The sequence below is a fragment of the Rhodoferax sp. genome (assembly GCF_023701345.1).
Taxonomy (GTDB): domain Bacteria; phylum Pseudomonadota; class Gammaproteobacteria; order Burkholderiales; family Burkholderiaceae_C; genus Rhodoferax.
The window spans coordinates 25,791-36,548 of the sequence record NZ_JAMPXE010000017.1 but is presented as its reverse complement, the minus strand read 5'-3'; the positions used below and the strand labels follow the sequence as shown (position 1 = coordinate 36,548).

The window sequence follows — 10,758 nt, the reverse complement described above, 5'->3', positions numbered from 1 at the left end:
TCACCAATATAGTGCATCACACCGGCGAACGCGGTGGGCTCGCGCCACAGCACAAAGGCGAAGGGCAGCAGCCACATGACCAGCCACAGCGGCTGCGTCCAGACCTGCAACCGGCTGATGGTGGACACCCCGTGCGTGACCAATGGGATCACCACCAGCGCACAAATCAGATAACCCCAGCGCGGCGGAATATCGAGCGCCAGCTCCAGCGCATAGGCCATGACCGCGGCCTCAAGGGCGAAAAAAATGAAGGTGAACGAGGCATAAATCAGCGAAGTCAGCGTCGAGCCGATGTAGCCAAAACCCGCCCCGCGCGTGAGCAAATCCATGTCGACACCGTACTTGGCGGCGTAAATGCTGATGGGCAGCCCCGCCAGAAAGATGATCAACCCGGTCGCCAAAATCGCCCAAAACGCATTGACAAAGCCGTACTGCACCAGCAGCGTGGCGCCCACCGCCTCCAGAATCAAAAAGGCGGCGGCACCGCCCAGCGCGGTTTGCGCCACCCGCCACGGCGACCACTGGCGAAAGCCCTGCGGCGTAAAACGCAAGGCGTAGTCCTCCAGCGTTTCGCTCGCCACCCAGGCGTTGTAGTCGCGGCGCACCAGCGTGATGCGCTGCGACGGCGCATCTTGAGGCACAGAACTGGATGGAGGCTGGGTTTCTGAAGTCACACCCTTGTGGTGCAGTTTTCATGCCATGAAACTGCAGTTCGTCACTGCGCTCCTTTCCATGAACACCTTCCGTCATTGCGAACAGAGTGAAGCAATCCATGACTTCCGCATTCATGGATTGCCACGCTACGCTCGCAATGACGAGATAAGTTCATGAAATAGTCATCAGGCACGGCTTTTGCATTGAAAGTTACATGGAACTCACCCCCCGCGAAAAAGACAAACTCCTGCTGTTCACAGCCGGTCTGCTGGCCGAACGCCGCAAGGCGCGTGGCCTCCAACTCAACTACCCGGAAGCCGTGGCGCTGATCAGCTGCGCCGTCATGGAAGGCGCGCGCGACGGCCAGACCGTGGCCCAGCTCATGAGTTTTGGCCGTACCATCCTGACACGCGCCGACGTGATGGACGGCATCGCCGACATGATTCCCGACATCCAGGTGGAGGCCACGTTTCCTGATGGCACCAAACTGGTGACGGTCCACCAACCCATTGTTTGAGGCAGCCAAATGAAAAAACTTCAACTTCTTCCCGCACTGACCCTGTTGAGCACCTCCGGCCTGGCCCTAGCCCACGACAACCATGGCCTGCAGGGCAGCCACTGGCATGCCACCGACGTCTGGGGTTTTGTGGCCCTGGGTGGTGCGATCGCCGTGGCCATCTGGCTGTCACGCGGCGGCAAGTGAGGCAGGCAATGAGCCCGGGTGAACTCTTTACCGACGGCCCCGACCACGTGCTGAACCCGGGGCGGCGCAGCCACACGCTGGTGGTGGTCAACGCGTCCGAGCGCCCGATTCAGGTCGGCTCGCACTACCACTTTGCCGAAACCAATGGCGCGCTGGGCTTTGACCGGGCCGCAGCGCAAGGCATGCGGCTGAACATTGCGTCGGGCTCGGCGGTGCGTTTTGAGCCCGGACAGCAGCGCACAGTGGAACTCGTGGACTACGCCGGCGACCGCATCGTTTACGGCTTTCGTGGCCTCACGCAAGGTCCGCTTTAACTGCCAGTACTGAAAGAAAATCACATGGCAACGATTGGACGACGCGCTTACGCTGAAATATTTGGCCCCACGGTAGGCGACCGGGTGCGCCTGGCCGACACCAACCTGATCATCGAGGTCGAAGACGACCTGACCTTGCGCGCCGGCGGCTACGGCGAGGAAGTCAAGTTCGGCGGAGGCAAGACCATCCGCGACGGCATGGCCCAATCGCAGCGCAGCCGGACTGAAGGTGCTGTCGACACGGTCATGACCAACGCCCTGATCATCGACCACTGGGGCATCATCAAGGCCGACATCGGCCTCAAGGACAGCCGCATCGTGGCGATTGGCAAGGCCGGCAACCCCGACACCCAGCCGGGCGTCGACATTGTGATTGGCCCGGGCACCGAAATCATCAGCTGCGAAGGCAGCATCGTCACTGCCGGCGGCTTTGACAGCCACATCCATTTCATTTGCCCGCAATTGATCGAAGAAGCCCTGAGCAGCGGCATCACCACCATGACCGGTGGCGGCACCGGTCCGGCCACCGGTACCTTTGCCACCACCTGCACACCCGGCCCGTGGCACATCGAGCGCATGTTGCAGGCCGCCGACGGCTTTGCCATGAACCTGGGTTTTCTGGGCAAGGGCAATGCCAGCCTGCCGCAAGCACTGCATGAGCAGATCAACGCCGGCGCCATCGGCCTGAAATTACACGAAGACTGGGGCACCACGCCAGCCGCCATCGACAACTGCCTGAACGTGGCCGAACTCACCGACACCCAGGTGGCGATCCACACCGACACACTCAACGAATCGGGCTTTGTGGAAGACACGCTGGCCGCCTTCAAGGGCCGCAGCATCCATACCTTTCACACCGAAGGCGCGGGCGGCGGCCATGCGCCCGACATCATGAAACTGGTGGGCGAACCCAATGTGTTGCCCTCAAGCACCAACCCGACGCGACCCTACACCGTCAACACGCTCGACGAACACGTCGACATGCTGATGGTGTGCCACCACCTGGACGCGGGCATTGCCGAAGACCTGGCCTTTGCCGAGAGCCGCATCCGCAAGGAAACCATTGCCGCCGAAGACATCCTGCACGACCTGGGCGCGATCAGCATCATGAGCAGCGACAGCCAGGCCATGGGCCGGGTCGGCGAGGTGATCATCCGCACCTGGCAGACGGCACACAAAATGAAGGCGCAGCGCGGCTGGCTTTCCCCCCCGACCGGGCGCGACGAGCCGGTGGAACAGCAGCAGCGCAACGACAACTACCGCGTCAAGCGCTACTTGGCCAAGTACACCATCAACCCGGCGCTGACCCACGGCATGGCGCATGAGGTGGGCAGTATCGAGCTTGGTAAATGGGCCGACCTGGTGGTCTGGAAACCCGCCTTTTTTGGCATCAAGCCCGCGCTGATCCTCAAAGGCGGCTTCATCGCCATGGCCGCCATGGGCGACCCCAATGCGTCAATTCCCACGCCGCAGCCGGTACATTACCGGCCCATGTTTGGCTCTTATGGTGGCGCGTTGGCCAGAGGCTCCATCACTTTCATCTCACAGGCGGGCGAGAACGCCGGCATCAAGGAGCGCTTTGGCCTGGCCAAAAACGTGAGCGCGGTGCGCGACATTCGCGGCATTCGCAAGGAGCACATGATCCATAACCACGCCTTGCCCAGGATGGAGATCGACGCCCAAACCTACAGCGTGCGCGCCGACGGCGAACTGCTCACCTGCGAACCGGCTGTGAGCTTGCCGATGGCGCAGCGCTACTTCTTGTTTTGATGCTGCACATCTCCAAACTGATTCCGCAGGGCCAGGGCCTGGCCACTGTGCTGCTCAAGCGCGCGACACAGGTCGAGCTGGACTGGGACGTGCGGCAGAAAAGCCGGTTGGAAGCCTGCGACTCTGCCGGCCGGCAAATTGGCATCTTTCTGCCGCGCGGCACCGTGCTGCGTGGTGGCGATGTGTTGGTCGCCGAGGACGGTTCACTGATCAAGGTGATGGCGGCACCGCAAACCGTGCTGCGCATCACGCCATGCCGCAGCCATGGCACAAGTTTCGACCTGATCCGCGCCGCCTATCACCTGGGCAACCGCCATGTGCCGATCGAACTCAAGCCCGACCACCTCAAGATCGAGCCCGACCATGTGCTCGCCGACCTGCTGCGCGCCATGCACCTGACCGTGGTGGAGGTCAACGAGGCGTTTGAGCCGGAAAGCGGCGCCTATGCCAGCGGCGGCCATGGGCACGGGCACGATCACCCCCATGCATGACACCAGCCTGCTGCAACTCATGTGGCTGGCCTCGCCGGCGCTGCCGATTGGCGGCTTTTCTTACTCGGAAGGCCTGGAAGCAGCGGTCGAATCGGCCCGCGTCACGACAGAGGCTGAAGCCACTGCCTGGTTGCTGGATCAACTCGAATTGAACCTGGCGCGCGGTGACCTGGCGGTATTGGCCCAAGCCATTCCCGCATGGCGGGCCGCAGACGCCACCCGCATTGCCGCCCTCAACGCCTGGGTGCTGCAAACGCGCGAAAGCAGCGAGCTGCGGGCACAGACCGAGCAGATGGGCCGCTCCCTGCTCGAATGGCTGCGCAACCACACCACCGCCAGCGCATCACAAATCGGGCTGCTGGCCGAACTGCAACCCAGCTATCCGCTGGCCTTTGCGCTGGCCGCGGGCGCCACCAGCGCACCGTTGCGCGACTGCCTGCTGGCTTACGCCTTTGGCTGGGCCGAAAACATGGTGCAGGCCGCGATCAAATCAGTACCCCTGGGCCAAAGCGCCGGGCAGCGCATTCTGTCCGCATTGACGGCTGAAATCCCTGCGGCCATTAACCGCGCGCTATCTCTGCCAGACGACGCGCGCCAGGCTTTTTCACCGATGCTTGCCATTTTGAGCGCCCAGCACGAAGTCCAGTATTCACGTCTTTTCCGTTCCTGAGCCACACCATGAACCCACTCCACCACATCAAGAACCGCACCAAACCCCTGCCCCCTTTGCGCGTGGGCATTGGCGGGCCGGTGGGTTCCGGCAAAACCACGCTGCTGGAAATGCTGTGCAAGGCCATGCGCGAGCAGTACGACCTGGTGGCCATCACCAACGACATCTACACCAAGGAAGACCAGCGCCTGCTCACCGTCAGCGGCGCCCTGCCGGCCGAGCGCATCATGGGCGTGGAAACGGGCGGTTGCCCGCACACCGCCATCCGCGAAGACGCATCGATCAACCTGGAAGCCATCGACCGCATGCTGGTGGATTTTCCCGAGGCCGACATTGTGTTCATCGAGAGCGGCGGTGACAACCTGGCCGCCACCTTCAGCCCCGAACTTTCCGACCTGACGATTTATGTGATCGACGTGGCCGCTGGCGAAAAAATCCCGCGCAAGGGCGGCCCCGGCATCACCAAAAGCGATTTGTTCGTCATCAACAAGACCGACTTGGCGCCTTATGTGGGTGCCAACTTGGACGTGATGCACGCCGACACGACGCGCATGCGCAGCACACCCAAGGGGCTCAAGCCCTTTGTCATGACCAACCTGAAGACACTGGATGGCCTGGCGCAGGTGGTGGCGTTCATTGAGAAGAAAGGCATGCTGAAAAGCGCATAAGTGAGACCCGCGCAGCCGGCTGCAAAATAGCCCGAAGGCTGAAAAAGACCCTTGGAATAGGATTTGAGGTGATTCGCCCGCAAGCCTTCTGAACATGGGCTTTATGGGCAGACAGTCATCTCGGTAGTAGACATAATTTTCGAGAAGGTTTGAACTGATGGTCTCAACTACTGGAGACCATCATGGACATCATCGAGTCACTTCACCCGACGGCCAAGGCGTGGCTACTCAATAGCGCGCTTGCACCGCATCTTGAGTCGTATTGCGCGCATTTCAGGCTTGGTCGTTATGCCGCCACCACTTCGGCAGGCTGCGTCGCTGGGCTAGCCCACTTTGCCCGATGGATGACGCAATGTGGTCTGGCGGTCGAACAGCTTGACGAGCGCACGGTCGAGCAATTTCTCGATGAGCATCTGCCGTGCTGCGATTGCCCTAGACCTGTCAGGCGAGACCACGGTACTTTGCGTGCTGCGCTCGGTCACATGCTGGCCGTTCTGCTCGAACAGGGTGTGATTCATGCACCCCCAGCACCCACTGGGGAAATAGCTGATGAATTGCGCCGATACGACGACCATATGAACAAATCACGCGGCTTGAGTGAGGGCACGCGTCAAAGTGCGCTATCCACGGTGCGCCAATTGTTGTTGTATGCCTTTGCTGGGCGCCCGGTTGTGATTGCCGAACTGAAGCCAGATGATGTGCGCAAATTTATCGCGGCAAGACTCGATCAGGTCGGCACCACATCCAACGCCATCATGCTGGCTTCGGCGCTGCGTGCCTACTTTCGATACAGAGCGACCTGCGGCGATCAGGTTTACGGACTGATTGGTGTCATTTCTTCGCCTGCCCACTGGAATTTGGCATCACTGCCCCAGGCCCTCAAGCCCGACGAGGTTGCTCGCTTGCTTGCCTCGTTCAACGCATCCTTGCCGTCACAAAAGCGTGGCTACGCCATCGTCCGCTGTGCTTTGGATCTGGGACTGCGCAGAGGCGAAATAGCCAAACTTCAATTGACCGATATTGACTGGCGCAACGGCACCGTCACGATCAAACGCACCAAGGCACTGCGCCAAGACACCTTGCCGCTGCCAGCCGTCACTGGCCAGGCGCTGGCCGACTATGTCCGCTTTGAGCGGCCAAAGACCACGAATCAAGCCGTCTTCGTCCGCGTGCTGGCACCGCACGATCAACCCATCGGACCAGATGCCATCCACCGCGTCATCCGTGATGCTTTCCGTCGCATTGGTCTGAAGCACGGGCGCACCCATGCGCTACGTCACACACTGGCGTGCCAACTGGTCAATCAGGGCAGTTCACTCAAGGAGGTGGCCGATGTACTGCGTCATCGCCACCTCAACACCTCAATGATTTACGCCAAACTGGACAACTCAAAACTGGTGGCTGTGGCCTTGCCTTGGCCTGGGAGTGCGGCATGAACACACGTACTTATCTCCAAGCCAAAGTCGATGACTATCTCGCCGAACGCCGACAACTGGGTTTTGAATTGCGCAGCATGGAATACGCTCTGACAAGTCTTGCCAGCTTTGCTGCCAGTTCTGGTCACGAAAGGGCGTTGACTGCCGAACTGATGACTGAGTGGGCTCGTCTGGACAAGAAGCAAAGCCATTTGCCAGCCACTGGCGCGCGGCGAATTGAGGTGGTGCGCCCCTTTGCCCGCTGGCTATGTCAGTTTGAGCCACTGACAGAAGTGCTCGATGAGTCGGCATTTGGCCCGGTGCCAGGCCGTGTCGCCCCGCATATTTACCGTGAAGACGAAATCGTTGCGTTGATGGGTGCTGCGCGAGACATGGAGCCCAAGGGCAGCCTGCGATCTGCCACCTTTGAGACCTTGTTCGGACTCATTGCCTCGGCAGGACTGCGTGTGTCGGAGGCGTTGGCACTGCTTGACTCAGATGTTGACCTCAAAGACGGTGCGCTAACCGTTCGTCTGAGCAAATGCAAAAAGTCGCGATGGCTGCCCCTGCACCCAAGCACCGTATTGGCACTGGCTCGTTATCGTGAGTTGCGCAGTCGCCAAGTGCCGACCACCACAGAAACCCACTTTTTCGTCGGCACACGAGGCCGATTGCTGGGGCAGCCCTTGGGCGACCGTCAGGTGCATCGGGTCTTTCGTGAGCTGAGCGACAAATTAGGCTGGATTGATCGCGGCTGTCACGGCGAGCCGCGTATCCATGATCTGAGGCACACCTTTGCGGTGCGCCGGGTGATGCTCTGGCATGCGCAAGGCATCAATGTCGACGAGGCCATGCTGTCACTGTCAACCTATCTGGGGCACGCCAAGATTTCCAAAACCTACTGGTATCTCACCGGCGTGCCGGAACTCGTGGCGCTGGCTGGTGCCAAGTTTGAACACTACGCACAAGCAGCGGAGGCTGGTGATGAATAACAAAAAAGCACCGTCCGCGCCACCGTCATTTCCCGCGCTGATACAGGCGTTCTTTGCAGAGCACATCACCCAGCAAAGAGCGCTGAGCCCCTGCACCGTCGCTGCGTACCGGGACACGTTCATGTTGTTTCTGGACTTCACCACCAAGCATTGCGGCAAGTCTCCCGCATCAATGAAGCTGGCGGACATCACGCCAGAAGTGATTCGGGCCTTTCTGGACCATCTGGAGCAAGATCGCCACAACGCGGTGCGTAGCCGCAATGCTCGCCTGGCGGCTCTGCGCTCGTTTCTGAAGTTTGCTTCCCATCGCGACGTGGCATCGCTGCATGTCATTGAGAGCGCCCTGGGCGTGCCCATGAAACGCTTTGAGCGGCCCATGCTGGGTTTCCTGTCGCGCGATGAGATGTTGGCAGTGATCGGAGCGCCCGGTATCAGTTGGATCAGTCAGCGCGATCACTTGCTGCTCGGAATGCTTTACAACACTGGCGCCCGTGTTTCCGAGATCATTGGCGTGCGTGTGGCCGATGTGGTGCTTGATGGCGTAGCCTGCGTCCATCTGCGAGGCAAGGGCCGCAAACAGCGGTCGGTGCCGTTATGGCGCTCGACGGTGAAAGAGATTCGCGCTTGGTTGAGGCTGAACCCACAGCTACTGCCTACCTCTGCGCTGCTGCCCAACCGCGATGGTGAGGCCATGACGCGCGATAACGTGGCGAAACGGCTGGCATTGGCAGTGGCAGCCGCCGCCAAAGTCAATGTTGAGTTAGCCGATCGCCATATATCTCCCCATACGATTCGACACACGACGGCCATGAACCTGCTTCAGTCGGGGGTCGATATCAGTGTGATTGCGCTGTGGCTGGGTCACGAGAGTCCGACGACCACGCATCATTACGTGGAAGCGGACCTGGCAATGAAAGAACGTGCGCTGGCTCGGCTACAGGAGCCTGAAGAAAAAATCCAACGGTATCGGGCATCCGACTCGCTGCTGGACTTCTTGAAGACACTGTAATTATGAATAGCTGGCGGGTGTGTTTCTGGTCGCTGTGCCAACGGCCAATATGCTTGCCGGTGCCGATCTATTCATAACTGTGCGCTCTGCATAAAGACCCATTGCCGACAGCCACGACAGTCATCTTTCAGGTTGTCCAGTTCAACGTCGGTCAGTGTGAACCGTAGTTATTGCTGAATGCCAATTTATTGACCTGCCAAGCACTGCAACCCGCCTTGTGACACTTGCTCGGTCACGCGGTGGAAACAAAGCAGGTACGAATTCCAAGGCAATAAAGCCGACGTAAAGGGCTGTACGCAGTCGGAAAACTTTGACCAAATCTGCAAATCGTGATCCTCCGGTTAGAATCAAGTCTCACAGCAAGGCATATTCCGTTGTAACCCCTCAGCACCCCACGCCATTCGCCCCCACAGTTAATTAGGGCGACCCGACTCGATTTCTCAGTTCGGGCTGGCGTGATGCCATGTGCGTCTTGCACATCACCCATGTGGTTCTTCAACCTCACTTCTCCGGTGCAGGCTTAGTGCTTTCTTCCATTGCTCAAACAGGCTGGTCACGTTTGCTGACTTGCCGCATTACCTATTGCTTATGAATTCTCTGAAACAGGACTGGTTTTCCAATGTCCGAAACGATCTACTTGCTGGCATCGTAGTCGCGCTCGCCTTAATTCCCGAAGCCATTGCCTTTTCCATTATTGCGGGCGTTGATCCCAAAGTGGGGTTGTATGCGTCCTTCTGTATCGCCGTGGTCACCGCCTTTGTTGGAGGACGCTCCGGCATGATTTCAGCGGCAACGGGTGCCATGGCCTTGTTGATGGTGACCCTGGTTAAGGACCACGGTCTGCAATACCTGCTTGCCGCTACTGTGCTCACTGGCGTCCTGCAGATAATTGCAGGATGGGTACGACTTGGTGCACACATGCGGTTTATTTCGCGTTCAGTTGTCACGGGGTTCGTCAATGCACTGGCTATCCTGATCTTCCTGGCGCAGTTGCCTGAACTGACCAACGTCAGTTGGCACGTCTATGCCATGACTGCCGGTGGCTTGGCAATCATCTACGGCTTCCCTTACATCACCAAAGCGGTGCCATCACCGCTGGTGACCATCGTGGTACTGACCATTGTCGCGATGTCACTGGGCTTAGACATTCGGACAGTCGGTGACATGGGCAAGTTACCTGACAGTCTGCCGATGTTCCTGATTCCCGATATTCCCTTGAACTTCGAGACTCTGAAAATTATCTTTCCTTACTCTGTGACGCTGATGGTTGTTGGGCTGCTTGAATCACTGATGACGGCCACCATCGTGGACGACCTGACCGACACCAAGAGTGATAAAAATCGTGAGTGCGTGGGCCAAGGTTTAGCCAACATCGCTTCAGGCTTTATCGGTGGCATGGCGGGCTGCGCAATGATCGGCCAGTCCATCATCAATATCAAATCAGGTGGACGCGGACGCTTGTCCACACTTGCAGCCGGTGTCTTCCTGTTGCTGATGGTGGTATTCCTGGGTGACTGGGTCGCGAAAATTCCGATGGCTGCTTTGGTCGCAGTGATGATCATGGTATCCATCGGAACATTCAGTTGGAGTTCAATCAAGAATCTGCGCGACCACCCTAAGAGTTCCAGTTTGGTGATGATTGCCACTGTTGTCGTGACCGTGGCCACTCACGATCTGGCGAAGGGTGTACTGGTGGGCGTTTTGCTCTCGGGCTTCTTCTTTGCGCACAAGGTGGGTCAAATCCTTCGTGTCAAGTCGCGCGCAGAAGAGGAAGGTCGAACCCGTACCTACGAAGTGCTCGGACAGGTGTTCTTCGCCACAGGCGACCGCTTTACGAATTCATTTGATTACAAGGAAGTGATCGACAAGGTGCGCATTGATGTCAGCCGCGCGCATTTTTGGGACATCACAGCGGTTAGCGCCTTGGACAAGGTGGTCCTGAAATTTCGCCGCGAAGGTACTGACGTTGAGGTAGTTGGCTTAAACGCAGCCAGCACCACCATGGTGGACAAATTTGCCGTACACGACAAAGATGGCGCTGAAGACCTTCTGATGGGTCATTGATAAGAGAG

At 58.9% G+C, this 10,758-nt stretch carries 10 protein-coding genes and 2 pseudogenes; 11 read left to right on the top strand and 1 reads right to left on the bottom strand.

From position 1 onward, the window contains the following. Nucleotides 1–674, bottom strand: a pseudogene (locus tag NDI87_RS04100) (hybrid sensor histidine kinase/response regulator); the annotation flags it as partial. Between the two features lie 194 nt (nucleotides 675–868). Here NDI87_RS04100 and ureA point away from each other — a divergent pair. The 11 genes and pseudogenes from ureA to NDI87_RS04045 all read left to right on the top strand — a co-directional run bounded on the left by ureA (nucleotide 869) and on the right by NDI87_RS04045 (nucleotide 10,750). Then, nucleotides 869–1,171, top strand: a complete 303-nt coding sequence (ureA, locus tag NDI87_RS04095; protein ID WP_296273528.1) for an urease subunit gamma — start codon at nucleotides 869–871, stop codon at nucleotides 1,169–1,171. A gap of 9 nt (nucleotides 1,172–1,180) precedes the next feature. Next, a complete protein-coding gene (locus tag NDI87_RS04090; protein WP_296273527.1) occupies nucleotides 1,181–1,357 on the top strand; it encodes a hypothetical protein in 177 nt (58 codons plus the stop codon). An 8-nt stretch (nucleotides 1,358–1,365) separates the two neighbouring features. Beyond that, on the top strand, nucleotides 1,366–1,671 hold the full coding sequence (locus NDI87_RS04085) for an urease subunit beta (protein ID WP_296273526.1): 306 nt from the start codon (nucleotides 1,366–1,368) through the stop codon (nucleotides 1,669–1,671). Between the two features lie 24 nt (nucleotides 1,672–1,695). Further along, on the top strand, nucleotides 1,696–3,441 hold the full coding sequence (gene ureC / locus NDI87_RS04080) for an urease subunit alpha (RefSeq protein WP_296273525.1): 1,746 nt from the start codon (nucleotides 1,696–1,698) through the stop codon (nucleotides 3,439–3,441). Then, nucleotides 3,441–3,920: pseudogene (gene ureE, locus NDI87_RS04075) on the top strand (urease accessory protein UreE); the annotation flags it as partial. The gene ureC and the pseudogene ureE, both read left to right, overlap by 1 nt. A gap of 4 nt (nucleotides 3,921–3,924) precedes the next feature. Continuing rightward, nucleotides 3,925–4,602 (top strand): urease accessory protein UreF, encoded by a 678-nt coding sequence (locus NDI87_RS04070; protein WP_296273529.1) that lies wholly within the window; start codon nucleotides 3,925–3,927, stop codon nucleotides 4,600–4,602. 8 nt (nucleotides 4,603–4,610) lie between these two features. Next, nucleotides 4,611–5,270, top strand: a complete 660-nt coding sequence (gene ureG / locus NDI87_RS04065) for an urease accessory protein UreG (RefSeq protein WP_296273524.1) — start codon at nucleotides 4,611–4,613, stop codon at nucleotides 5,268–5,270. 182 nt (nucleotides 5,271–5,452) lie between these two features. Next, nucleotides 5,453–6,706, top strand: a complete 1,254-nt coding sequence (locus NDI87_RS04060) for a site-specific integrase (protein WP_296273523.1) — start codon at nucleotides 5,453–5,455, stop codon at nucleotides 6,704–6,706. Beyond that, entirely contained in the window at nucleotides 6,703–7,677 is a 975-nt protein-coding gene (locus NDI87_RS04055; protein ID WP_296273522.1) for a tyrosine-type recombinase/integrase, read from the top strand. The genes NDI87_RS04060 and NDI87_RS04055 overlap by 4 nt, the downstream gene beginning before the upstream one ends. Then, nucleotides 7,670–8,686: a tyrosine-type recombinase/integrase gene (locus NDI87_RS04050; RefSeq protein WP_296273521.1), complete on the top strand. Its 1,017-nt coding sequence runs from the start codon at nucleotides 7,670–7,672 to the stop codon at nucleotides 8,684–8,686. Before NDI87_RS04055 ends, NDI87_RS04050 begins: the two co-directional genes overlap by 8 nt. Nucleotides 8,687–9,274: 588 nt before the next feature. Continuing rightward, complete coding sequence (locus NDI87_RS04045; protein WP_296273520.1) at nucleotides 9,275–10,750, top strand: SulP family inorganic anion transporter; 1,476 nt, start codon at nucleotides 9,275–9,277, stop codon at nucleotides 10,748–10,750. Nucleotides 10,751–10,758 lie beyond the last annotated feature (8 nt).

Excerpts from the sequence above, each read along its gene's own strand:
- NDI87_RS04060 (WP_296273523.1), top strand. The coding sequence starts at position 5,453 with ATGGACATCATCGAGTCACTTCACCCGACGGCCAAGGCGTGGCTACTC.
- NDI87_RS04050 (WP_296273521.1), top strand. The coding sequence starts at position 7,670 with ATGAATAACAAAAAAGCACCGTCCGCGCCACCGTCATTTCCCGCGCTG.
- NDI87_RS04055 (WP_296273522.1), top strand. The coding sequence starts at position 6,703 with ATGAACACACGTACTTATCTCCAAGCCAAAGTCGATGACTATCTCGCC.
- NDI87_RS04090 (WP_296273527.1), top strand. The coding sequence starts at position 1,181 with ATGAAAAAACTTCAACTTCTTCCCGCACTGACCCTGTTGAGCACCTCC.
- ureA (WP_296273528.1), top strand. The coding sequence starts at position 869 with ATGGAACTCACCCCCCGCGAAAAAGACAAACTCCTGCTGTTCACAGCC.
- NDI87_RS04070 (WP_296273529.1), top strand. The coding sequence starts at position 3,925 with ATGCATGACACCAGCCTGCTGCAACTCATGTGGCTGGCCTCGCCGGCG.
- NDI87_RS04045 (WP_296273520.1), top strand. The coding sequence starts at position 9,275 with ATGAATTCTCTGAAACAGGACTGGTTTTCCAATGTCCGAAACGATCTA.
- NDI87_RS04085 (WP_296273526.1), top strand. The coding sequence starts at position 1,366 with ATGAGCCCGGGTGAACTCTTTACCGACGGCCCCGACCACGTGCTGAAC.
- ureC (WP_296273525.1), top strand. The coding sequence starts at position 1,696 with ATGGCAACGATTGGACGACGCGCTTACGCTGAAATATTTGGCCCCACG.
- ureG (WP_296273524.1), top strand. The coding sequence starts at position 4,611 with ATGAACCCACTCCACCACATCAAGAACCGCACCAAACCCCTGCCCCCT.